Source organism: Verrucomicrobium spinosum DSM 4136 = JCM 18804, assembly GCF_000172155.1.
GTDB classification, from domain to species: Bacteria; Verrucomicrobiota; Verrucomicrobiia; order Verrucomicrobiales; family Verrucomicrobiaceae; genus Verrucomicrobium; species Verrucomicrobium spinosum.
Genome location: NZ_ABIZ01000001.1, coordinates 4,283,782 through 4,306,648, shown reverse-complemented (window position 1 = coordinate 4,306,648; position 22,867 = coordinate 4,283,782). Strand labels below are relative to the sequence as shown.

Below are 22,867 nucleotides of genomic sequence, written 5' to 3'. Positions count from 1 at the left end.
ATCATGGTTCGACCTGAAGGGGGGCTATCGTTGAAATGTTCAGCCGTTTCAGAACGTCTTGAGGGCTGCATGAAATCTGAATCTGCTGCTCCTTTCTCCCGCCGTCACTTTCTCCACGCGGCTCTCGGCAGTGCCGCTGTGCCGGCTTTGTCTGCCGCAGATGCAAGAGTGCCGCTGGAAAATGGTGAGGCCCCACCGGCTGGCAAGTTTTCCATTCCGGCTGAAGCGGTGCCGCTGGCGGATGACGCGGATGTGATTGTGTGTGGCGCGGGTCCCGCCGGCGTGGCGGCCGCCATTGCGGCGGCCAGATCTGGGGCAAAGGTGCGCTTGTTTGAGTGGCGTGGCTGCCTGGGCGGGGTGTGGACTGCGGGTCTGCTGGGCTATCTGCTCGATTTTGACAAACCCGGTTTGGCCAAAGAGTTGAAGGTGAAGCTGGATGAGCGAGGAGGCAAGACAGGAGGCGGTGAGAAGGCTTTCTGTTATGATCCGGAAGCCTTGAAGCTGCTGCTGGAAGATTTGTGCGTGGAGGCGGGGGTGCAGTTCCAATATCACACCCGGGTCGCGGCGGCCTTCAAGGAGGGCCGCCGCCTGACCACGATTGTCACCGACTCGAAGTCGGGTCGGGAAGCCTGGCGGGCGCCAGTCTTTATCGACACCACGGGCGATGGCGACCTAGGGGCGCTGGCGGGCTGTGCCTTTGAACTGGGGGAGGCGAAGGATTGCCCCTGTCAACCCATGTCGCTCAATGCCTTGCTCGTGGTAAAGGATGTGGAGGCACTTCGCGAGTTCGTTCGCTTCGGCAAGGCCTTGCCTGATGAGAATACCAATGACGAGAAGAAGAATCGCATTCGGGCTGAAATCGAGAAATTTGGTCACTTCCCATCCTACAGCAAACCGACCCTCTGGCATGTGCGGGGCAACTTGCTTTTCGCCATGATGAACCACGAGTATGGGGTGAAGCCATTTGATGCAGCGGGCATCACCACTGCCACGGTGCGGGCTCGCGCTGAGATGACAAAGATGGTGAATGGCCTGCGGGGTCTGGGTGGTCCTTGGGAAGGTCTGCAACTTGTGGCTACCGCAGAACAGATCGGCGTTAGGGACGGGCGACGCATCTCTGGAAGATTCACGGTGCAAAAGGACGACCTCATTCAAGGTATCCGTCACGAGGACGGTGTTGCCCGGGTCACGTTCGGTGTGGACATTCATGCCACCAGTGCGGATCACAACAAGACAGCAGCCATTCATGCCACGGGCATCAAGGTGAAGCCGTACGACATTCCTCTGCGCGCCTTGATCGCCCGGGATGTGGATGGCCTCATGATGGCTGGCAGGTGCATCAGCGGCGATTTCATCTCCCACGCCAGCTACCGGGTGACCGGTAATGCCGTGGCCATGGGTGAGGCCGCCGGAGTGACCGGAGCCATCGCTGCGAAGTCCCAGCGCCTGCCGCACGAGGTGAACTGGAAGGAGAGCGAGGAAAAACTCCGCCAGCTCGGCTTACGAGCCTGATTCGCAGATCCTCCTGTTCCCGGGTGGCCGGTCAGAATGTCCAGGTGAGCTGCGTGGCCAGCAGGTGGCTGCCATTGGCGTTCAGACCGGGTTCGTGTCCATAACTGTACTGCACCTTGCCCTGTAAATTGCGGGCAAATCGGTATCCCAGAGCCACATCCACCCGGTAGAGATCCCGGTCCCAGCCGGGGGAGCCGCCGTGTCCGTCTGAAATGTCGTCAAACCACTGCTGATTCCAGCGCAGGGCGGCATAGAGGCTGGGGGTGATCTTGTAGCGCCCCTCCACATAGAAAGAGGCCAGGTCGGCGTCGCCAACGCCGGGCACTTCGAAACGGGTGAAAATGAACTCGCTCCAGAGTTCGAAATGGCGGATCGAGTAGCGGAAGTCCATCCCAACGGTATCCTGCTTGAAGTTATCCCGCTCGCTTTCAGCGGGAAGGGTGGCGTCCGCAGCCTCCAGCAAATAGGCACCCGTGCTGCCAGAGAGGCCCAGTGCTAAGGAGGAGTCGGGTCTCCATCCCAGCCGCCCCGTGATGGTGGGGTGGTCCCATTCCAGCTCTCTTGCCTCCCAGGCACTGGGGCGGGAGGAGAGGGCGCTGCTCTTGATTTCGATGGCGTACTCAAACTGGTCCAACCGTCCGGATAGTGAGGTGCCATGGGCATAGGCAGGGCCCCAGATCTGGGGGAGCCAGTCTCTTTTTTTGTCGGCCTGCATCTTGCGTTCCAGGAAAGCGCCCCGGCTGAGAGGGGCGGCGGCATCGGTGATGCCGAACACATTTTCATACGGAGCAGGGGCGGTGATGAACGGGTTCTGGGTGCTGAGCTGACGGGGAATCCAGTTGCCAAATACGGAGGCAAATTTGCCCACCTGGAGGTTCACCATGGAGTCTCCCCAAGGACTCCAGCGGATGGCATACTCGTCGAGACGAATGTCGCCATCAGATCTCACGCCCGGATCAAAACCCCGATCGACGCGGCCCTGTGCAAAGGCGCTCCAGTGCGGACCCCACTGGAGATCCAGAATCAACGAGAGGCGGGGGGCGAAGTAGGTGTCGTCATCTGTGAACAGCAGGCCGGGTGCCGGCTGGTCGATGGAATAGCTCTCCAGGTCAATCGATCCCGTGAGAGTGGCATCCACGGGAGAATCTGGTGAGAGCAGAGGGAAGGCATGAGCCGTTCCAACCGACAGGATGATCGCTCCGCCTGTGGCACAGGCCTGCCAGAGATGCCTGGTTCGGGAGAAAATGGGCTCCAGGGTCATGCGAGCGAAGACCGGGTGGGTGATGCGTGATGTGGGGCCAGCAGCCGTGAGGCGGGAATGGGATCCTGATCGACTCAGTTCATGGAGACAGGGCGGGCTCCGTGGTGGTGTCATTCACTCTGGCCACTACTCGCGAACGCGCTTCAAAACGCACTCCGCCGCCCAATAACCGCACATGCCGTGAACGCCTCCTCCAGGCGGTGTGGATGCCGAGCAGAGGTAGATCTTTGGGTGGGGGGTGGCGTAGGGCTGAAACAAGCTGGCAGGTCGGGTGAAGAGCTGTCGCCAGTCTGTGATGCCGCCCACCACGTCGCCTCCGATGTAGTTGGGATTGTAGCTCTCCATCTGGCTGGTATTGAGCGTAGCCGTGGCAACGATACAATCGCGGAAGCCGGGAGCGAATCGCTCGATCTGGCGCGTGATGACTTCCAGACGGTCATCCGTAGAACCATGCGGGACGTGACAGTAGGCCCAGGCCACGTGCCTGCCAGCGGGAGCGCGGCTGGAGTCGAGCATGGAAGGCTGGGAGACCAGCACAAAGGGATGGTCCGAATGCCGTCCTTCCCAGGCATCCCGCTCACTTTTGGCTATTTCCTCAAGGGTGCCGCCCAAGTGGACAGTGCCAGCGCGATGGCAGTTTTCATTGGACCACGGGATGGGGTGATGGAGGGCATAGTCCACCTTGAATACCCCCGGGCCGTGACGGAAACGTTCCAGCTTGTACCGGTACGCTTGAGGAAGCTCGCGACCGCAGATCCTGGCGAGATTCCTTGGGCTGATGTCAAAGAGATAAGCACGGGCGTCCGGCAGATCGGCAAAAGACTTCACCGGGGTATTGCACCGCACCTCGCCGCCAAGGGAGGTCAGCAGGCTCAACATCGCGTTGGCGATGCTCTGCGAGCCGCCCTCGGGAATGGGCCAGCCCCCCGCATGCGCGGCAGTTTGCAAAACCAGCCCGATAGCCGAGGTTAGCGGTAGATGGAAGGGCATGACCGAGTGACCGGCATTTCCTGCGAAGAGCGCGCGCGCCTCAGGTGTGGAGAAATATCGGGCAAAGATGCTGGCGGGCAAGCCAGCGCCCATGCCGAAACGGGCCATCAACAAGGGATGCCGGGGCAGGCGGGCTGGTGCCAGGAGGTCCCCGTAGAGTTCATGGGAATGAGCTGCTAGAGAATCAAAAAAGAACCGGTACCGACCACCGTCCTTGCCCAGTCCCGCGGCCGTTTCCTGAAGCGAACGGTGCAGCAACACGGCCCGACCACCGTCCATGGGGTGAGCCAGGGGCAGGTCGGGGTGAATCCAACGTAGGCCGTGAGATTCCAGGTCGAGCGACCGGAAGAAAGGGGACGCCACACCCATTGGGTGAATGGCGGAGCAGACGTCGTGCAGGTGGAATGGCTTGGTCAGTTCCTTGGTGCGCATCCCTCCGCCCACGGTATCGGCACCTTCCAGGACCAGGGTCTTCCATCCCTGCTGGGCCAGGCGTATGGCGGCAGCCAGGCCATTCGGGCCGGAACCAATGATGATGGCGTCGTACTGGGGCATACGTGTAGTAGCTCAGCATAGGGGGATGCGGTGGATGCGCCAGTGGCAATGTGCCGCGAGATGGCCCCGGTCACAGGCGAGGGGAATCTGACAAGAAACGCTCAGGGAGGCCGTCATGCCTCTCCAGAGACCTCCCCGCCACCTATGAAAATGATTTTCACCCATAGAGGCACCCGCTTGACGCTGGGGCTTGCCGCACTTCTGGCCGCAACACCCCCGGCACCTGCCCTGTCCTTGTTTGGCGATCCCTATGAGAAGGCTATCGAACGCACCGCGACCATGTCGCGCGAGGGAAAGGCTCAAGAGCTGGCGCGTGCGCGTGGCCTGCAAGTCCTGGACCTGACTTGGGAGGACACGGGGCGTTTCAAGGGCTCATCCGTCGGTCCCAACATCAGTGACATGACCATCCAGGTGGGACGGGAGACCAAAGGGGGATTCAAGACCACCTGCATGCCTGTCATTCGCTTTCCCAACTTCGATGACAAGTCTTGCGACATCGATCCCGCCGCCTTCACCCTGCTGGTTGGCAATGAGCGGGGGCGGGGTCTCCAGCGGGTCTCTCTAAGGGATTTTCTTTCCAGCCCACTGGACTTCCTCAGCCAGCCGAGTTCGTGGAAAAACGACGGCCAAGCCCGGTCCCTGCTGGCGGCACGAGATTCCAAAGTGCTGGTGAGTGCCCAGGCGTGCTTCCTCCCGATTCCCAAGGAGGGCAAGGCGATCTTCAACCCGGTGTTGTTCAACTACCAGTCCATCAGCGGAGATCCCGCGGTGTTGACCATCTTGTGCACCAGGGAAGGCACGAGTGTGACGGTGATCGACAACAAACGCGACGCCTTTGCCAGTGGCAGTGCCTGGGGCCAACGCCTCTTCTTCAATGCGAATGGTCAACGGGCAAGTCTCACCGGTGAACGGGAGTCCGACTCCAAGGTCGCCAAGGAGGCTGGTCCCGAAGGTCAGGCCCCCAAGCTGGGAGAGGAAACCGGGCTGAACATGGTGCTCCTCATTCAAGTGCCCCTGAAACAAAAGGAGCGGCCTCGTCGCTTCTCACTCGGAGCGTCCGAAGGAGCGATGCCCGCGGCTCCGGGGGGCGCGGCTCGGACACGCACCAGTGATGTGGAGAACGCCGTCATCGGCCACGGTGAAATGGAGGGTCCTTTCACAGAGATCGACAACCTTCCGATTCGCCGGGATCCTGACTATCCCGTACGCGTCACGGTCCAGTTCTACAAGGCCACTTCCAACGGGGTGGTGTCGGAAGCCGATGTGGCCGCCATCAAGGCCCAAATTGATCGTGTGTATGCCCAGAGCAGTTATGTGGGCAGCCTGGTCACGGGTGGGGAGACGGGCCGCGTCACGGAATACGCCGGAGTGAAGGTGCAGCCCGAAGGTTGGTGGGAAGAATTCTGGGCCCGCCATGAGAAGAACACGGGCGATGACCGGAAAACGGCGGTGGCCAAGCTGAAGAAGTTGCTGGGTGAAGACTACATGAGCCAGCCCGTGTCTGAGTTGTACGTGCGGGATGTGCTCAAGTAAAGTTGAGCTGGCCTGTCAATGGGATCCCGAAATGGAATGACTTGGGCTGTCTTGTATCGACTCCAAGCTCTGTGTGTGGAGGGGCATCTGAAGGATATCCGAAACCCCTAACTCTGTGAGTCGAATTGTGGGTTGGCCATGGCAGCGTTCTTGTTTTTAATGCGAAACCAAAGGACCAGGAGGAAGGGAATAGCTACCACAAGGGCTGCAGCAAACACCGCTGCAAGTTCATACTCTTTCCAGACTTCGGAAGACGCTGCTAACACTCCGATGACGAATACCATCCAGATCTGGCTTCCAATGACAAATCCATAGGTTGAAATGACCTGAGACCAGCAGAGGCGCTCTTGGGCCAGGACACGGTAACCTATGCCGTTGTCGATCAGTGAATGGCGGTCGGCCTGTGGATTTCTGAGAACCCTGAGGCTCCGTATGGGGAAGACAGGAAAGTAGAAAAAGATCAGCCATTCCGTCGTGACGTATGAGCCGTCAGGTCGAAAATGACGCTGGCCGTAGTAGATCGATCCAATTCCGCTAAAGGAGCTGGGCATGGGGAGATGGAGAGAGGGGGGGAGGGCGTCCGAAGCGAAACCCTCTGAAGACGACAAGAGGTAGGACGGCCGCGATGGCACGTCAATGCTTCCATGCTGACAAAACCGGTCAATCTCGTTCGAGGATTGATTCCACCCGACAAGATGTGTTTACTCTCGAGGGAATGAATCGCCGTCAATTTGTTGCTTCGAGTGCTGCGCTTGGTTCACTCGCCACAGTGGGAAGCCTTTCCTCGGCGGCGGAAGTCTCACCCAAGCTACGCCCTAACCGGATCGGCGTTTCTTCCTATTCCTTCTGGGGCTTCAATCGGGAGGCCCTGCGCCCGATGGATGTTTGTCTGGAGCATGCGGCGCGGATGGGGTTCGATGGTTTCGAAGTGCTACAGCGGCAGTTGACTTCCTATGAGCCCGCAGAGCTGTTCAAGATCAAGCGGCAGGCGTTTGTTCTTGGCCTCGACCTCATGGGTTATTCCACCCACCAGGGTTTTCTCTCGCCAGACAAGGAGAAGCGAAAGAAGAACTACGACCACACGGTGGACTGCCTGGAGCAGGCGTATCAGTTGGGGATTCCCACGATGCGGGTGAATTCTGGCACGTGGGGTACGACCAAGAATTTCGATGAGCTGATGGCGCGGCGGGGCGAGGATGATCCGCTCCCTGGCTATACAAAAGAAAATGCGTTTGAGTGGGTGATCGAAGCTTACGGCGGGCTCGCGGCCGAGGCGGGGAAGCGAGGGGTGATCATGGGACTGGAAAACCACTGGGGTCTGGGCCGCACTCCCCAGGGCGTGAAGCGGGTCGTGGATGCGGTGAATTCCCCCTGGCTCAAAGTTACACTGGATACGGGTTGTTTCCTGGAGGACCCTTATGACCGGCTGGCGCTCCTGGCACCGGACACCGTGCTGCTCCAGGCAAAGACGTACTATGGTGGCGGCACCTGGTACACGCTCGACCTCGACTATGACCGGATCGCCAGCATCATGCAGAAGGCCGGATTTACCGGCTATGTCTCGCTGGAATTTGAAGGGAAGGAAGATCCGCTGAGTGCGATTCCTAAAAGTCTGGCCTTGCTGCGCAAGGCGTTTGGTCAGGTGTGAAGCGGCATTTCGGCCCCCGTCGGCTCGTAAGTGGGCTTTAGCAGGACAAAGATGACCGTGGTCAGAACAGCCAGACCCATCGCGATCCAGGTCCAGTGCCAGTGGATCTGCACGCCCCAGAGCGGACCGCGGGCCGGAATCACCTGCCACTGCCCGTTGGTGTTCTTGTAGCGCCCTTGGTAGAAATTGAAATCAAAAAGCCAGGTTTGCCCTGTGCCAATGCGATACTCGATAAGGGGTGGGGGAGGGCCGCCGGAATCATCCACCGGGATCGAGAAGATGGCGCCGTCCGCTGGAGACCACGAAGTCCAGGTCATGAAGGCGGCGCTGCTGGGCAGACCGCGACGCTGGATGTTCGTCCACTCTTCGTCGTTGATGCCGTGCTTGGCGGCCACGCTCAAGACAGGCAGGATGACCGTCATCAGCAGGAAGAGCGATGAGGCGATGAGAAAAATGCAGTAGAAGCGTGACCTCATGGCAGGGTCAATGGGCAAGACTCAAAGTGGGGGCTGACTTCGAAGTTTCAAGGAGGCGGGTGTAAACTTTTAAGTCACGCGCGGAGAAACAGCAGAAGAGAATCTCCTCGATCCCGGTGTCACGGGTCGATTCCTCCCTGGCGATGTGGAGGGCAATCTCCGCTGCAAGTTCCACGGGATAGCCGTAGATGCCGGTGCTGATGCAGGGGAAGGCAATCGTACGGACACCGTTGGAAGAGGCGAGTCTCAGGGATAGGCGGTAGCAGGAAGCCAGCAACTCAGGTTCCCCTTCCTGCCCGCCGCGCCAGACTGGGCCTACGGTGTGGATGACGAACTTTGCCGGGAGCTGGTAACCCATGGTCAGCTTGGCATCGCCGGTTTTGCAGCCACCCAGCAATCGACATTGGTTCAACAGCTCGGGGCCAGCAGCGCGGTGAATGGCACCATCCACTCCTCCTCCGCCCAGCAGCGAGGAGTTGGCCGCATTGACAATGGCATCCACGGGCAGGGTGGTGATGTTAGCCTGGAGGGCGCGGAGGGAAGGGCTCATGCGGTGCGGCGGCGCAATCGGCAGGTCACGAGGGCGATCAAGCCAGGGAACCTGCTGTTCGATACAGTATGATGGAAAACTCTTGTTTAATCGAATGAAAAGTTGCGGGCACCGCCTTGAAATTCCCAGTCTTTCACGCAGAGCGGTACTTTTTAATATCGAGCGGAGTGCCATTTTTGGACTCCTTCTATTGCCAAACGTTCGGGGCGGAATGGGGTGCCCTGCTGGGTTTCGCCGGAGGGCACAAAAAAGCACCACCTGCCGGGGCAAGTGATGCTTTTAAAGAGTCAACGGGTGGGGATCAGAGGATCAGAGTTTCCGCACCAGGAGGGCCGCATTGTGGCCACCAAATCCGAACGAGTTGCTGAGAGCTGCATTGACCTTGGCTTCACGGGCTACGTTTGGCACCACGTCGAGATCGCATTCCGGATCCTGGTTTTCCACATTGATCGTGGGCGGGATGACCTGGTCGCGGATGGAAAGGATGCTGGCAGCAAGCTCAATACCGCCAGCGGCCCCGAGCAGGTGACCGGTCATGGACTTGGTGGCGCTGACGAGGAGGCCGTTCTTGGCGTAGTCACCGAAGGTGCGCTTGATGGCCTGGACTTCGCAGATGTCACCCACCGGGGTGCTGGTGGCGTGGGCATTCACGTAGCTGACCTCGTTCGCATTCATCTTCGCATGGCCGAGGGCCATGTTCATGCATCGGGCCGCGCCGGACCCGTCGGGAAGCGGGGCGGAGAGGTGGTAGGCATCGGCGCTGAGGCCGTAGCCGACGAGTTCACAATAGATGTGAGCCCCGCGCTTCTTGGCGTGCTCATATTCTTCAAGCACCACGACGCCGGCACCTTCGCCCATGACAAAGCCGTCACGATCACGGTCAAACGGACGGCTGGCTTTTTCCGGAGCATCGTTGCGGGTGCTCAGAGCCTTCATGTTGCCGAAACCAGCCAGACCCATGGGGGCGATGGAGGCTTCGGAGCCGCCGGCAATGATCACATCGGCATCGCCGAATTTCAGAATGCGCCAAGCTTCACCGATGCAGTGGTTGGAGGTGGCACAGGCCGTGGTGATGCACATGTTCGGCCCAAGGAAGCCGTATTCCATCGAGAGCATGCCACTCGCGATGTTGCCGATCATCATCGGGATGGTGAAAGGGGAGACGCGGGAGGGGCTCTTTGTGATGAGAAGCGTGTGGTTGTTCTCCAAAGTGGTCAGGCCGCCGATGCCGCTGCCCAGCATGACGCCGATGCGTTCCGGCGGGGTGCTGGAGGAGTCGATGCCGCTCTCGGCCACAGCCATCTTGGCCGCGCCCACGGAGAGTTGCGTAAATCGGTCAGCGCGACGGGCGTCCTTGAAATCTTTGAAGTACGCCTTGGGATCGAAGTCCACGACTTCGCCACCGAACTTCGTGTCGTACTGCTCCGTATCGAAAGCTTTGATAAAACGGATCCCGCTCTTGCCGGCGACGAGGTTCTTCCAGAAGTCATCCTTGTTGTTTCCGAGAGGGGAAACAACGCCAATGCCGGTGATGACGATACGACGGTCTGTCATGAGGAAATGTGTAGAATAGAAGGGTTGGTGCACCCCGATTAGCCACGGTTTGAAAGGTGGGGCAAGGGGAAAATCGGAATTGGGGTCAGGCCCCCCTTGGGAGGGGGGGTTATGTCCGACTCCCGACCGTGCCGAATGTTGGGAAGTTTTTAGATTCCCAGATAGATGAGGCTCACGCTCAATTACTTCTGCCCGTAGTAGGCTCCAGGGCCATGCTTGCGGGAATGGTGTTTATTGAGAATATGGTCAGGGATGGCCGTCAACTCTGGGTTGAGCGTGAGGCTCCCCAGGGCCATTTGGGCACACATCTCCAGTGCAATGCTATTGTTCAGGGAATCCATCGCGCTTTTTCCCCAACTGAATGGCGCATGATGGATCTGGAGGACAGCGGGCATCTCCATCGGGTTCAAGCCAAGTTCGCGAAAACGCTCGACGATCGCCACGCCAGTATGATGCTCATAGTCGGCTGCGATTTCCTCTGGAGTGAGAGCACGGGCGAGGGGGACGGTCCCGAAGAAATGATCGGCATGGGTCGTGCCATAGCAGGGCAGCGCCCGTCCGGCCTGGGAGAACGTCGTGGCGTAGGGAGAGTGGGTGTGGGTTACACCGCCGATCTCGGCGAACTCGCGATACAGGTGAAGATGGGTCTTGGTATCGGAGGATGGGCGAAGTTTGCCCTCCACCACCTTGCCGTCCAGATCGAGCACTACCAGATCTTCGGGCTTGAGGTCACTGTAGGCCACGCCACTGGGCTTGATGCACCAGAGCCCCAGGCTCCGGTCAATCCCGCTCACATTTCCCCAAGTGAGTTTTACCAGGCCGCTAGGTTCGAGGGCACGGTTGGCGGCGCAGACTTCTTCTTTGAGGGAGGCGAGGGACATTGGGAACGAGGGGACGTGATGCTTTTTGTGACAGGATTAACAAGATGGGAGAAGGGGCGTGATGGCGGGGAATGAGGCTGATTTTTTGGACACAACTAACGGAATTTACAGAATTGAGATTCTGGAGCTTCTCTCTGTGTTCTCTGTGATTAATCCGATGAGAAAGTTGGGGGAGTGGGCTTACTTCCTTTGCAGAGCGCGAATTTCGAGGAGACGCTTCATGACATGGTGCAGTCGGCCGGTCCATTCGGCGGTGCCGAAGGCATCGTGAAGGGTGCGGTAGAGGGTGTAGAGCTCCTCGTAGATGGCTTGGTTCTCTGGGATGGGGTAGTAAACTTTCTCGCGGGTGGCGGTGACCTTCGCCTGGATCTCCGCCACGGTGCCGACGCCAGCGACTGCGGCACCGAAGATGGCTGCCCCCAAGGCACAGGTTTGCTCGCTGCGACTGACCTTCATGGGGCGGCCGATCGCGTCAGCATAGATTTGCATCAGCGTCTCGTTCTTGATGCTGAGTCCACCGGTGTTGATCACTTCCTTCACTGGCACGCCGTATTCCTCGATGCGCTTGATGATCGTGAGGGCGCCGAAGGCGGTGGCCTCAATGTAGGCACGATAGATCTCGTGAGCCTTGGTGTGCAGGGTTTGTCCGATGAGCAGGCCGGTGAGGCGGGCATCGACCAGGACGGTGCGGTTGCCGTTGTTCCAGTCCAGGGCGAGCAAGCCAGATGCACCCGGCTTGTGGCCGGCCAGCGCCTTCTCCATGTTTTGGAACTTTTCACCCACCGTGGTGCCGTAGGATTCAGGAACCAACTGATTCACAAACCACAGGAAGATGTCGCCCACGGCGCTCTGGCCGGCTTCAATGCCGAAGTGGCCGCCCATGACCGAGCCATTCACTATGCCGCATACCCCGGGGATGTCGGCGAGCGGCTGGTCATTGGGGGCTATCATCAGGTCGCAGGTGCTGGTGCCGAGGATCTTGACCAGCGTGCCTTCCTTGATGCCTGCTCCCACGGCTCCCATGTGGGCATCGAAGGCTCCGACGGAGATGGCAATCCCTTCTCTGAGACCCAAGCGTTGGGCCCACTCGGCGCAGAGCGTGCCAGCGGAAGTGTCAGCCACATGGGCCTCGGAGTACAGCCGGTCCCTGAGATCTGCCAGTGCGGGGTCAAGACGGGTGAGGAATTCCTTGTCGGGCAGGCCGCCCCATTCTGTGCTGAACAGGGCCTTGTGGCCCGCTGCGCAGACGCTGCGCTTGAGGGTGAGCGGATTCGTGTCGCCCGCGAGCACGGCGGGAATCCAGTCGCAATGCTCCACCCAGGAGTAGGCCGCTTCAAACACTGCTGGATCCGTCCGGCGAAGGTGGAGAATCTTGCTCCACCACCATTCGCTGGAATAAATGCCGCCGCACTTGGCGATGATGTTGGGCCGGATCTCGTGACCAAGACGGGTGATCTCGGCGGCTTCCTCATGGCTGGTGTGATCCTTCCACAACCACACCATGGCGTTAAGCACGCCCTTGAACTCAGGGAGAAGTCCCAATGGGGTGCCTTGTTGGTTGACCGGGATAGGGGTGCTGCCCGTCGTGTCGATACCAATGCCGACGACTGCGCCGGGGTCAAAGTCGGAAATTTTGGCGTTGGCTTGGGACAACGCTCCACGAATCACGGCTTCGAGTCCGTCCAAGTAGTCCTGTGGATTCTGACGGGCGACATTGGGATCACGGGGATCGGTCAGCACGCCCATATCGCCACTGGGGTAGTTGAAGACGGTCGAACCGACTTCGGACCCGTCATTCAGGTTTACCAAAAGGGAGCGGCAGGAATTCGTACCGTAATCAATACCGAGGGCGTAACGGGTGCTCATGGGTCAAGGGTGAGGGGCGAGGCGTAGGGAGAAAGTTGATAGCGAAATACGAGGCGGTTGAGACATCACAAGGCAAATACTTCGCTGGCGTGGGGAGGCGCATTTTGTCGGACGTGTCCGCAGGAGCAAAGGGAAATCTCTGGCATAAATCGGACGAAATCGCACAATCAGGCCATTGGGCAGCGCCCCAGAGTCTCCTATGAAAACGCCTGCGATATCGATCATCTTCTTCCTCCTCGCCTCGCTCTTGGGTGCCGCCGGACAGTTTTTTTACAGAGAAGGGGCCCGCCGGGCCACCGGAGGGCTGGCTGGATACCTCACGAACGGGCGCATCCTTGTAGGCATTGCCTGCTACATGGGTGTGATGAGTCTTTTCGTAGCTGCCTTCAAGAAGGGCGGCTCTTTGACGGTCTTGTACCCAGTTTATGCCAGTACCTTCATCTGGGCAGCCCTCATCGCACTGTGGGTGGACGGTCAGCCCATTCGACTGGCCAACGTCGCTGGGATGGCGTTGTTGGTGGGGGGCATGTATTTGATGGGGAAGGGGTGAGGGAGAGGAGTTGAGGCGCTGCGCTGGTTGAGACGCTGCGCTGGTTGAGACGCTGCGCTGGTTGGGACGCTGCCGCTGGTTGGGACGCTGCCGCTGGTTGGGACGCTGCCGCTGGTTGAGGCGCTGCCGCTGGTTGAGGCGCTGCCGCTGGTTGAGGCGCTGCCGCTGGTTGAGGCGCTGCCGCTGGTTGAGGCGCTGCTGTGGGTCTGGCTCCGGATCCCCTTCGGGGAAAACTGAGTATGGCTCCTTCGTGGGTTATGTGATGAGGGCGTGTGCAAAACAAGAACCCCGCATTTCTGCGGGGTCCAAAATACCATGTCGTTTGGCGTTGGGCTGCCAAATCAAATCACGCGATCGTTGCCGCCGTCCACCGGGATCTGGGCGCCGGTGGTTTTGGCGAAGAGCGGGGAGGCCATGGCCGAGACCATGTTGCCAATGTCTTTGCTCTTGATTTCTGCCTTGAGAAGGTTGCGGGTCTTGTACTCTTCCACGGTCATGTTGTAGCGCTCCGCACTGCGCTGCAGCGCTTCAGGAGTCCACAGTTTGGTGTCGAAGACCGCATCAGGATGGATGATGTTGCAACGCACGCCGACAGGTGCCAGTTCCAGGGCGGCCACGCGGCAGAGCTGCGTAAGGGCGGCCTTGGAACAGGAATAGCTGGCGGCACCAGGACCCGGTGCTTTGACGTTCCTCGAACCCACCAGGATGATGCTGGAATCAATGCCCTGCTTCAGATAGGGGATGGTGAACTTCAGCAGGCGCTGGTGGCTGGTGAGGTTCACGGCCAGGGCTTTGTCCCAGTTGGATGACTCCAGATCTTCAAGATACTGGCCGGCAGTGAAGATGCCTGCGTTGGAAACGACGATGTCGATCCCACCGTAGTTGCGCACGGTTTCCGCAATGGCGGCCTGCACGGCGGCGTCATCGGTCAGGTTCACCACTTTGCCCACGGCACCGATGCGAGCCATGCCTTCTACGATGTCGGGGTTGAGATCCAGGCCCACGACGGTGGCACCCTGTTCGGCCAGGCTTTCCGCACAAGCAAAGCCGATGCCAGCCGCAGAGCCGGTGACGATGGCCACCTTGCCCTGGTGCACTTTGCGGGCCGGTCCCTTGCGAAGTTTGGCCTGCTCCAGATCCCAGTATTCAATCTCAAAGATGTCTCTCTCCGGAAGGGGCTCCCAACCGCCAACGGCCTGTCCGAGCTGCACGGTGGCGGCGGTGTGCTGGGCGATGTCGGCGACAATGCCCGCATCCTTGAGGGTGTCACCGAAGCTCACGAGACCTTTGCCCTGCCAGATGACAAAGCGCGGTGCGGTGTCCAGCATGGTCTGGCCGTTGGCGTGTCGGGTGAAATAGGACGTGTAGTCTTCCGAGAACTTCTGAATGGCGGCGTCGATGTCCTCGCCCACGAAAGCCGGAGTCCGCTTGGTGCGAATGCTATGGTCGGGGGTGAGGGGCCCCCGGGTGCCGAAGGTGGCGACATTGGGCTGATGCGAATATCCGACGGCGACGGCACTGGCATCCAGCTTGGCCAACTGGGCGTGACCACGCTTTTTTGAAACGGCCTTGCGGAGTTTGGCCAGACCGACCAGATCTTCTTGGGCCTCGACAGTGGCCTCTACGGTGGCACCGGCTTTCTTGGTCAGGTACTCCTCCGCCTGAGTGACCATCTCGATCATGAGCTCGTAGCTGCGACGTGCGTCGTCGTGGAAGGTGAAGAGACCGTGCTTCAGGAGCACAATGCCCTCAATGCCTTCAGCCTTGAGGTCGCGACCTTTGATGAGGTCATAGACAGTCTTGGCCAGGATGAATCCCGGCATCACATACGGGACCGTCAGAACGCGGCTGCCAAAAACCTCTCTGACGCGTGCTTCACCCTCGGCATGGCAGGTGAGGGCGGAGATCGCATTCGCATGCGTGTGATCGACGAAACGGAATGGCAGGATCGCATGCAGGATGGCCTCGATAGAGGCGGCCGGTGCGTTGGGATTGGTCATGGCGGCCCGCTGCTGCAGCACCATGTCCTCATCGGTCATCGAGCGCAGCTCTGCCATCTTCATCAGGGCGTTCATTCGCACAGGGGCGAAACCGCCGCGCTCAATCGTGGCCAGATCCCAGCCTGAGCCCTTCACGTAGCAAAGGCTGACAGGTTCACCGAAGAAGTCGTTTTCCTCAATTTTCACCGAGGTGTTGCCGCCACCATGCAGGACCAGCTGTGGATTGCGGCCCAGCAGACGGGAGGTGTACACACGCTGACCGAGGAGGTCAGCTCCGAAACTAGCGGCTTCTTGATCGTTCCAAAGGCTTTGCATGGCGTGGCGGCGAAAAAATGAGGGGTTAGAGTGGGCGGGGGAGGCGAAAAGTAAAAAGGTAAAAAGGGAAAACTAGGGGGCGGGCATCTTGGGTGCGATTTCCCTGGAAGTCTCTGCCAAGCTTGTCCCGTGTGCACGTGGCAGCGGTTCCATTCTCAATTCGTCTATTTTGGGGTTGTCCCACCGGAGATTCTCGTCTTCGATGCGTCCGGCCATTTCGAGATGGCCTGCCCCATCATGAAGCGATCCCCCCGCGTTTTGTCTGGAGGCCTTGCGCTGGTGCTGCTCATTCTTGTCCTGGCCTTGCTGGGAGGAGCTACGTGGCTGGCGCTAAAGCTTCGTCAACCGAAGAGTCCTTCCGTCCCGGCTCGCGAAATGACTGACGATCCTGTGTCACCGATCCCGGCCTTCTTTGAGAAGGACCTGCCGGTATCCTGCCGACAGGTCGCTCTGGTCGTCTCACCCGGAGACACCTCAGTGACAGCGGAACTTTTTCTGCTGGTGAGGAAAGATGGACATTCGCCATGGATCAGCGATCGGAAGCCGATACCCGTAACCCTGGGGCGGAACGGTTTGGCCTGGGGCGTGGGGGAACACTGCGCCTCGCGTCCGGAAGGGTTTCGCGAAAAGCGGGAGGGGGATGGATGCAGTCCCGCAGGAATCTTCCGGGTGCCCTTTGTCTTTGGCATGGCACCCGAGGCCGATGCCCGGATGGAAGCACCAGGGCTAACCCTGCCCTACACTCATTTGGCGGACAGCATCATCGGCGTCGATGACCCCGACTCCCACTACTACAACCAGGTCGTGGACTCGAACCTCATCCCCCGGGACTGGAACAGCCATGAACCGATGAATCGATTCAAGGTTTTGTACCGATGGGGAGCCTTCATCGCTCACAATCCAGAAGGGGTGCCCCATCTGGGCTCGTGCATCTTCATCCACATCTGGCCGGGTCCGGGGGAGGCTACGGCGGGCTGCACCGGGATGGCGGATGCCGATGTGGTGCGGGTGCTGGCTTGGTTGGATCCCGTCAAGGAACCCCGGCTGGTACAGGGAATCAGGGCTTGGTGTGGACCTTCCAACGTTTTCAACGTCACCCCTCCGACACTGCATGAGGATGATCCCGCTCCAGGCGATAAACACCCTTGAGCGGGTGGACGATGCGCTTGTCCTGATCCAGCACATAAGCCCTCAACGTAACCGGGCCAGACGGGAGCATCTCGTCATGCAAGGTTTGTTGCCAGCCCAGATAGTTCTCTGGATGCATGCGGACCAGCTTCGCCCGGTCGTAGAAATGTTGCTGAAGTTGGGGCGCTGTGAGGGCGACGATTTGCTCGTTCCCTGAACCGTTGGCGGGTTGGGCGGTCACGAGGATCAGATCGGCAGCATTGTCCACCGCCAGCCCACCCAGACCTGAAAGCCGCCACCCTCCTTCTTCCAAGGGCACGGGCGGATCAAGACGCGCCCACTTTCCTCCCATCTCTCTGCCCTGTTGGAACGATTTGATGTTCCGGTCAGCCGCAAAGACGACATCGTGCAACCTCCCGCGGTCTGAGAGAAATGAAGCAAGGCGAAAGGCGGACTTACGGGTGACCCTCGCGTCCATCCATTCCTCGTTGAGCGGCATCACCTTCGCAAACATCAACAAGGCCCGCTCTTGATTCATGCGGCTGTACTTCACCTTCATGAGGTTGTGGCCGTTTGCCCAGTTCACCGCGAGCAGGGCCACAAAGAGGGTCATGGCAGCAGGTGGCAGTACGGCCATGGCTCGGGAATATGCCGGGTGATTGAGACCCGAGTGCCTGATGACAATGGCGAGCAGCAGCAGTGCCCCAAAAACGAAGAACACATCAAACGTCGCGAAACGCTCATCCAGGGCATTGTCCAGAGAGTTATGCATGCGGCCCAAGCTGATGAGCACTGCAGACGAAAGACCGTAGAGGCTGAAAATGATCCAAGGGAACGCTGCCTGTACCAAGGGGCGCTCATCGCGGTGTCGCCACAGATAGATCAAGCTGGTCAGAAAGGCGGTGAGCAATGCCGCACCCGTGATGGCGCAAAGAACCTCGGGTTCGAACGTGGTTCCTTTTCCCAAGATGTTACCCAGCACAATCAACACGAACTGGAGCCTCATCAGAGGGCGTTCGAAAAGGGTCCCTGCATCAAGACCGGAATCTTCACCACCGCTCGCCGTCAGGGCGAGCCAGGCGACTACTCCATGGACCAGCCACCAGCCACCGACCAAGGTGCCAGTTTTGCTCCAAGATTCGCCGACACCCCGCAGTCGCCAGACCAGGATCAGACCGAGGAATGCGGGAACGAAGAACCCCGTGCCAAATGAGCAGATGGCGAGGAGCGAAAGCACGCTGGCGAGCATCAAACATCGGAATCGCAGGTGACCTTCCCGATGCAAAAGCAAGATCCCCAAGGCCAGGCAGGTTCCAGGAATGAAGTTTTGAAAGACAAAATCCCAAATCCAAACCTCTCCTTGAGCCGCGGTAAATATCACCGACGTGACGCAGGTCAGCAGAACGGTGGCATTCAGACGTGAGCGTCCCTGGTGCTCTCCTCCGCAAGGCCAGAGAGGTCTCGCCAACTTGTACACGGAGAAGGCTATCAATGCAGAGAACAGCCAGCTCAAGATTGGCAGGACGGCCACATTTCCCCCGAGACAGTGAAGAACGGCAAAGTAGATTACCTTCCCGACGGTGGAGGGATGCACGTAGTGGGGGGCAAAGAAGGCCTCCCATGAGTAGCGGTCTTCCACCAAATGCTGGTATTGTTGCACAAAGGACCAGGCGTCCAGGCAGGGCACAGGAACCAGGAGAGGGACAATCTCGACCAGCAAAATCACTGCTGGGGCAATGATCATAAGCCAAGGCCAAAGGCGAGAGAGGCGCCGGGGCCGTGGTGTGTGGATTCGTTCGGCGGCAGGAGGGGGATCAACCGGCATGGGACAGCCAAAAGGTGTGGATTGACCCCCACGGCACCTGGATATCGTCCTCGCTGGAACCCGTGGTTGTGCCTTTTGGATGGCCACCTCATGAGTGAGGTCCCAAAACCCACGGTCACGCTGATCCATCCGGATGCCGCATCCCCTCCCTTGGATCTCCGGTAGGCGGGAAGCTGTTCCGGTGTGGGAAGTTTGTGCCTTGTCCGATCAAGCGATTCGGTTCTGCTACTCGCGCCGCACGGCATCCAGCAACTTGCCGCGCAGAGCCAGTAGCGTTGCCATGAAACAGACCGCCAGACCGAACGCGACGATACCCAAGTTCAGCCAGGCAAGGAAGCCAACGGGAAGAGCGCCGCCGCTCTGCCGGACGTTGGGCCAGACGGCAATGGCGGCACTGACGAGTCCGAGGATCAAGCCGGTGATGAGGAGGGTGGCATGCTCACTCACGACCAGCAAGCGGAGGGCTCCGGGCTGGAAGCCCAAAGCTTGCATCAGCCCCAGTTCACCCCGTCGTTCGAGGATGTTCCGGGCTGCGAGCACCCCCAATCCTGCGGTGCCCAGCAGGACTCCAAGCCCACCCAGCACCGTGAAGATGCCGATGTAGGTGTTCTGCACCGCCTGGAAGGCGGCCAGTCGGGCCGAGGTGGTCTCCATCGCTAGCCCGCGGGATTCGAGCTGCTTGGTCAGGTGGCTGCTGATCTTGCTGGCCTCATCAGCCGGCGCATCCACGAGGAAATATTTGTAGCCAGCAGCGTCTGGGAACTTGGCGAGGAAGTTGGCCTCGCTGACGATGATCTTGCCCTGAAGAATCGATCCCGTCACCAGGCCTACCAACTTGACGTTAAACTCCCGGCCCTGGGCATCCGTGTAGGCGATGGTGTCGCCAATGCCTTTGCCGAGGCCCCAGAGCGCGGTGGCCTGGTCGGCAATGCCCGGAATGGCTCCGCCGCCCATCGAAGGGACAAGGGCACTCCAGCCTCCGCCAGCAAAGGTGAATGACCCGCGGTCTTCCAGCAGTTGAGGATTCACGGCCGTGAGGACGGGACGCTGCGCGCGATTGAGATTCAAACAGCTGGCATCATCGCCTTCACGGATGCGGAAGGGGACAACCTTGGCCTTCGTCATGAGTTTCTCGTCGAGCGCGAACGCGTCCCACGCTGCTTCCGTATTGAGATCTTCATAGACAGGCAGGCTGGATTCTCCGAGCAGCACAAATCCGCCCGTGCCTGACTTGCGCTCTGCTGGGGTGGCCGCGCCGCTGAGACGGAAAGCATTCACGGCGATCACCAGGAAGATTCCGCCAGCCATCATGGCGACCACCGCCACACTGCGACCCGGGCGGCGGGTCAGATTGCGCATGCCGATGCGGAACAACGAACTTGCAGGAGGGCCAGACTCAGTAGGACGACGCAACCAACGGCTGATCCATGTTGCCCCTGCCATCAGTAGAAGAAATCCTGCTCCAAAAAAGGCTCCAGACACCGCTTGAGGATCGCTCAAGCGACTGCCCATTGCCGAAATCCCCGCTGCCAGCAGCAGACAGACAAGCGGGATCCACCGTTTCCAAACACTGCCTGCCTTTTGTGGTCCTTTAGTCTTCACATCCGCCCAGGCTTCTCCTACGAGAAGATCCTTGGGCGCGGTCTTAAAGAGGCGGCGGCTGGCCCACCAGAGCGTGCCAATGCCTGCCAAGGCGCTCGATACCCACGCAATGGCCAACGTGGCGGGGTGAGCGTCATAGGTGAGGTTGAACCCGACCGTTGCGCCACTCCATGCACCGTTGAGGCCTGCCAGCGCGAGTTTGGTATAGGCCATCCCGCCCAGTAGTCCCAAGGCAGAGCCGATCAACGCTACCAACCCTGCCTCTGCGAGCACGACCCACCGGGCTTGGCGCTGAGTCCAGCCCAGAGACAAGAGCAGGCCGACTTGGGGAGCGCGCTTCTCAATAGTGAAGAGAAAGAGCAGAGCGGCAAAGATCAGCGCCGCGCCAATGAGGAACATGCTCAGCCCGACAAACAGTCCGCCAAAGTCCACACTGCCTTTGGCGGCGGCACCAGCCTCCGCCTTGAAATTGCGGGGGACCAGACCCACGTCTACGAGGTGCAAATCCTGAAGCAGTTGCCCCCGCAGGGTAGCTTCTTCCTGGCCAGCATCGGGAAACCGGATCGCCGTGAGACTGCCGAAGCGGTTGCTCCAGAGTTGCTGTCCTTCCGCCAGCGGGATGAAGGCTTTGGGGGTGCCCCGGTAGTCATCCCAGTACTTCTCGTCTTTGTCCCGGATGGCATCCAGCTTCACGGGAATGCCCGGTTCCCAGTCGCGGCAGTTGTCCACGTCAGAAACTCCGGGGAAGTTCGGCGTCCACTCGCGTTTCAAGTCGGGATTGTCCATGGGGACAACGCCAGCGACTTTGAAGGTGGCTGTCTGCTCTTTGAGGTCACGCCCAAGCCCCACAGTGAAGAACCGGAACGAGATCTCACCCCCAACCTGCAGTTGGTGATCCTCAGCGAGCCACTGGGAAATCAGAATGGGCGGAGGGGTGCCAGCCAGGTCCGCCGGAGCCTTGAACTTGCTCTCCAAGACGGTCTTGGGCAGGCCCGTGACCATGGAGTAGGGGGTGCGGCCGTTGGCCGAGGAGAAACCGTTGATCAGATAGGTGATGACCCCATAGCTCAGAGGTTGCTTTTCCAACAGCTTCTTGCTCAGCACCTCGTCCATGAAGACGCGGTCGGTGCCCAGTTCCCATTCGCTGCTGCTTCCTTGAACCTTTGTTAGCTTGAGGGAGAAGTCCTCCAGGGACTTGGCCTTCTCAGTGGCTTCTGGAGTCAGGCCGCTGCTCCCGGCGAGGATGGCATTGATGCGGCCAGTCTTCTCCAACTCTGCCTGCATATCCGCCAGGGGCACATAGACCGTGTCACTGCCCGTTTGGGAGGCAGCGAGTTGGAAGCTGCCAAAGTCTTCGCCACCCACCACGGCAGAGATCTTACGCCGCATGGTCACTTCCTGATTGGTGCTGCCAGACAAGGGAGCATCGCGGGAGATTACGCTGGGCAGTTCCATGCGTACCAGGACAGTATCGCCAGCTTTTACACCCAGTTTCCTGCCCAGGGCCTCATTCACCACCAGGCCATTGGGCTCGATGGCGACGGTCTTTCCACTTGGGCTGAGCTTCCAGAAGGCATCGTTGACCCCCAGTACCTGGACCGCATTGGCTCGCACTCCTCCATTCGCCGCGCTTACCGATCCCTGCATGAGGATGACCGGTGCTGCCCCCTGGCTGGTCGCCAGAGCTTCGGTGAACCAGCGGTCGCCACCCAGCAGCCCGGTCTGCACTTTGCCGAGGCGTTGGTCGGCAGCCTTGCGCAGACTGGCCCGGACAGAATCGCCCACCACGAGCGATCCGCTCAGAATCGCCGAAGCAAGAAACGCCCCGAACAACAGACCTACATGGCCCTTCCAATAGTGCTTCAGGCTCCCAATAATGAGCTTTCCCGCTGTCATGATGGTGGAGAAAAGCGGGTTAAACGGACAAGGTGCCTTCGTGAAGGTGGAGGACCCGCTTCATGCGTTGAGCCTGAGTGGGATTGTGGGAAACTAGCACTAAAGAGATTCCGGAATTTTCCACCAAGTTGATCATCAAGTTGGTCAAAGTGTCGGCATTTGCTTCGTCCAGTGCCCCGGTCGGCTCATCAGCGAGAATCAATTTGGGAGCGTTGATCAGCGCTCGCACCACCGCAGCTCGCTGGCGTTCGCCGCCCGAGAGTTCGGCGGGTTTATAGCTGGCCCGGTGATCCAAACCGACCTCCCTCAGAAGGTCCATCGCTCTGTCTTGTGCGGCCTTTTGATCTGGCTTGGGGGTGAGGGCCAAGGTGGGAAGCAGGACGTTCTCCAGGACCGTACACTGCGGCAGGAGGTGATGGAGCTGGAAGATGAACCCGATCTTGGCGCTGCGGAGCTGACCCAGTTTGGTAGGCCCTGCACCCTGAAGGCTGTCACCTTCAAACCGGTACTCACCCGTATCCGGTTCATCGAGCGTTCCGAGGATGTTGAGCAAGGTGCTCTTGCCGCAGCCTGAAGGTCCTACAATAGACACCGACTCTCCGGCTTCGATCTGCAGGTTAATGCCTTTGAGCACGGGAACGGAGTGCCCGCTCACCGGTTCGCGGTAAGCCTTGGAGACGTTGGTGAGCTGGATCAGGGGCATGTGGGGCGCAGGGGGGATGTGA

The 22,867-nt window shown here is 59.7% G+C and carries 17 protein-coding genes; 5 read left to right on the top strand and 12 right to left on the bottom strand.

Going from position 1 to position 22,867, the window contains the following annotated elements; genetic code table 11:
* The first annotated feature begins 69 nt into the window (after positions 1–69).
* Entirely contained in the window at positions 70–1,512 is a 1,443-nt protein-coding gene (locus VSP_RS17435) for an FAD-dependent oxidoreductase (protein ID WP_009962273.1), read from the top strand.
* 31 nt (positions 1,513–1,543) lie between these two features.
* Here the strand turns inward: VSP_RS17435 and VSP_RS35985 are convergent, their stop codons facing one another.
* Positions 1,544–2,773 carry a hypothetical protein gene (locus tag VSP_RS35985; RefSeq protein WP_009962271.1) on the bottom strand — a complete coding sequence of 410 codons (1,230 nt, stop codon included), beginning with the start codon at positions 2,771–2,773 and terminating at the stop codon, positions 1,544–1,546.
* Between the two features lie 126 nt (positions 2,774–2,899).
* Complete coding sequence (locus VSP_RS17425; RefSeq protein WP_009962270.1) at positions 2,900–4,318, bottom strand: phytoene desaturase family protein; 1,419 nt, start codon at positions 4,316–4,318, stop codon at positions 2,900–2,902.
* Positions 4,319–4,462: 144 nt separating this feature from the next.
* On the opposite strand from VSP_RS17425, the gene VSP_RS17420 reads away from it, so the two are divergent.
* Positions 4,463–5,851 carry a hypothetical protein gene (locus VSP_RS17420; protein ID WP_009962269.1) on the top strand — a complete coding sequence of 463 codons (1,389 nt, stop codon included), beginning with the start codon at positions 4,463–4,465 and terminating at the stop codon, positions 5,849–5,851.
* 107 nt (positions 5,852–5,958) lie between these two features.
* Here VSP_RS17420 and VSP_RS17415 read toward each other — a convergent pair whose 3' ends face one another.
* A complete protein-coding gene (locus tag VSP_RS17415; protein WP_009962268.1) occupies positions 5,959–6,402 on the bottom strand; it encodes a hypothetical protein in 444 nt (147 codons plus the stop codon).
* 164 nt (positions 6,403–6,566) lie between these two features.
* Between VSP_RS17415 and VSP_RS17410 the strand changes: the two genes are divergently transcribed.
* On the top strand, positions 6,567–7,499 hold the full coding sequence (locus VSP_RS17410) for a sugar phosphate isomerase/epimerase family protein (RefSeq protein ID WP_029190534.1): 933 nt from the start codon (positions 6,567–6,569) through the stop codon (positions 7,497–7,499).
* Here the strand turns inward: VSP_RS17410 and VSP_RS17405 are convergent.
* The 5 genes from VSP_RS17405 to VSP_RS17385 all read right to left on the bottom strand — a co-directional run bounded on the left by VSP_RS17405 (position 7,490) and on the right by VSP_RS17385 (position 12,826).
* Positions 7,490–7,975 carry a hypothetical protein gene (locus VSP_RS17405; protein ID WP_009962266.1) on the bottom strand — a complete coding sequence of 162 codons (486 nt, stop codon included), beginning with the start codon at positions 7,973–7,975 and terminating at the stop codon, positions 7,490–7,492. The two genes, VSP_RS17410 and VSP_RS17405, sit on opposite strands and share 10 nt — an antisense overlap.
* A 7-nt stretch (positions 7,976–7,982) precedes the next feature.
* Positions 7,983–8,525 carry an O-acetyl-ADP-ribose deacetylase gene (locus tag VSP_RS35980; RefSeq protein ID WP_009962264.1) on the bottom strand — a complete coding sequence of 181 codons (543 nt, stop codon included), beginning with the start codon at positions 8,523–8,525 and terminating at the stop codon, positions 7,983–7,985.
* Positions 8,526–8,834: 309 nt separating this feature from the next.
* Positions 8,835–10,079, bottom strand: coding sequence for a beta-ketoacyl-ACP synthase II (fabF, locus tag VSP_RS17395; RefSeq protein WP_009962263.1), 1,245 nt, complete (start codon positions 10,077–10,079; stop codon positions 8,835–8,837).
* A 182-nt stretch (positions 10,080–10,261) separates the two neighbouring features.
* Positions 10,262–10,960 (bottom strand): L-ribulose-5-phosphate 4-epimerase AraD, encoded by a 699-nt coding sequence (araD, locus tag VSP_RS17390; RefSeq protein ID WP_009962262.1) that lies wholly within the window; start codon positions 10,958–10,960, stop codon positions 10,262–10,264.
* Positions 10,961–11,140: 180 nt separating this feature from the next.
* A complete protein-coding gene (locus VSP_RS17385) occupies positions 11,141–12,826 on the bottom strand; it encodes a ribulokinase (RefSeq protein ID WP_009962260.1) in 1,686 nt (561 codons plus the stop codon).
* A gap of 199 nt (positions 12,827–13,025) precedes the next feature.
* Here VSP_RS17385 and VSP_RS17380 point away from each other — a divergent pair, with 199 nt between their 5' ends.
* Positions 13,026–13,376: a hypothetical protein gene (locus VSP_RS17380; protein ID WP_009962259.1), complete on the top strand. Its 351-nt coding sequence runs from the start codon at positions 13,026–13,028 to the stop codon at positions 13,374–13,376.
* 341 nt (positions 13,377–13,717) lie between these two features.
* On the opposite strand, the gene VSP_RS17375 is transcribed toward VSP_RS17380, so the two are convergent.
* Positions 13,718–15,691, bottom strand: coding sequence for a bifunctional aldolase/short-chain dehydrogenase (locus tag VSP_RS17375; RefSeq protein WP_009962257.1), 1,974 nt, complete (start codon positions 15,689–15,691; stop codon positions 13,718–13,720).
* A 237-nt stretch (positions 15,692–15,928) separates the two neighbouring features.
* On the opposite strand from VSP_RS17375, the gene VSP_RS39605 reads away from it, so the two are divergent.
* On the top strand, positions 15,929–16,840 hold the full coding sequence (locus tag VSP_RS39605; RefSeq protein WP_157210942.1) for a L,D-transpeptidase family protein: 912 nt from the start codon (positions 15,929–15,931) through the stop codon (positions 16,838–16,840).
* On the opposite strand, the gene VSP_RS17365 is transcribed toward VSP_RS39605, so the two are convergent.
* The 3 genes from VSP_RS17365 to VSP_RS17355 form a co-directional block, all read right to left on the bottom strand.
* Entirely contained in the window at positions 16,785–18,563 is a 1,779-nt protein-coding gene (locus tag VSP_RS17365) for a hypothetical protein (RefSeq protein WP_009962255.1), read from the bottom strand. The two genes, VSP_RS39605 and VSP_RS17365, sit on opposite strands and share 56 nt — an antisense overlap.
* 306 nt (positions 18,564–18,869) lie before the next feature.
* Complete coding sequence (locus tag VSP_RS17360) at positions 18,870–22,142, bottom strand: ABC transporter permease (RefSeq protein ID WP_009962254.1); 3,273 nt, start codon at positions 22,140–22,142, stop codon at positions 18,870–18,872.
* 19 nt (positions 22,143–22,161) lie between these two features.
* Positions 22,162–22,845 carry an ABC transporter ATP-binding protein gene (locus VSP_RS17355; protein WP_009962253.1) on the bottom strand — a complete coding sequence of 228 codons (684 nt, stop codon included), beginning with the start codon at positions 22,843–22,845 and terminating at the stop codon, positions 22,162–22,164.
* Between the last annotated feature and the right edge of the window lie 22 nt (positions 22,846–22,867).